Source organism: Sphingomonas endophytica, assembly GCF_001476895.1.
Lineage (GTDB): Bacteria > Pseudomonadota > Alphaproteobacteria > Sphingomonadales > Sphingomonadaceae > Sphingomonas > Sphingomonas endophytica_A.
Map to the genome: position 1 here is coordinate 1 of NZ_LDTB01000139.1, position 678 is coordinate 678.

The window sequence follows — 678 nt, forward strand, 5'->3', positions numbered from 1 at the left end:
AGCAGCAACAGCCCGAGCGCGTAGCCGAGCAGGGTCAACGTCGAGATCAGGCCCGCCTGCAGCTCGGTCATGCCGAGCGAGCGGCCGATCAGGCCGACCAGGATCTGCGGGGCAAACAAATTGGTGACGACGGTGCCGGTGGTGATGGCGCCGATCCAGATCAGGGGACGCACCGAGGTGGCGCGCGCCGTGGAGAGTTTGGTGGCTTCGGAAATGGTCATGGGACCTCGCGGGGAAGTGGCGAGGCCCCCTTTAGGGGATCGGGATAATATGCTACAATTCAAATAAGATAATGAAGATATATGCGAGATTGTTATGAACACCCATGACCGCGTGGCGTTCGTCGCCGTGGTGGAGACCGGATCGATCGTCGCGGCGTCCGCGCGGCTGAACCTGACCCAACCCGGCGTGACACGGCGGATCCAGAATCTGGAGGAGATGCTGGGCGCGCAGCTGCTCGACCGGCTGTCGAAGCCGCTGAAGCCGACGGCTGCGGGCATCGAGGCCTATGAACAGGGTCGCCGTCTGCTGCGCATGCTCGACGACCTCAAATCGGGCGTCGCCAGTGACGGCGTGGTGCGCGGCGAGTTCAGGCTCGGCCTGACGCCGTATTTGTCGGAGGCGGGGTTGGCGGGTCCGCTCGATGCGGTGCGCGCGGAGTTTCCCGCCCTCGCAGTG

Annotated in this window: 1 protein-coding gene and 1 pseudogene; one reads left to right on the forward strand and one right to left on the reverse strand. The window is 64.6% G+C overall.

Annotated features, from left to right (window positions below):
* Nucleotides 1-221: pseudogene (locus tag NS334_RS16370) on the reverse strand (MFS transporter); the annotation flags it as partial.
* Nucleotides 222-315: 94 nt separating this feature from the next.
* Between NS334_RS16370 and NS334_RS16375 the strand changes: the two are divergent.
* Nucleotides 316-678, forward strand: a 363-nt coding sequence (locus tag NS334_RS16375) for a LysR family transcriptional regulator (RefSeq protein ID WP_153002793.1), incomplete at its 3' end; no start/stop codon positions are given.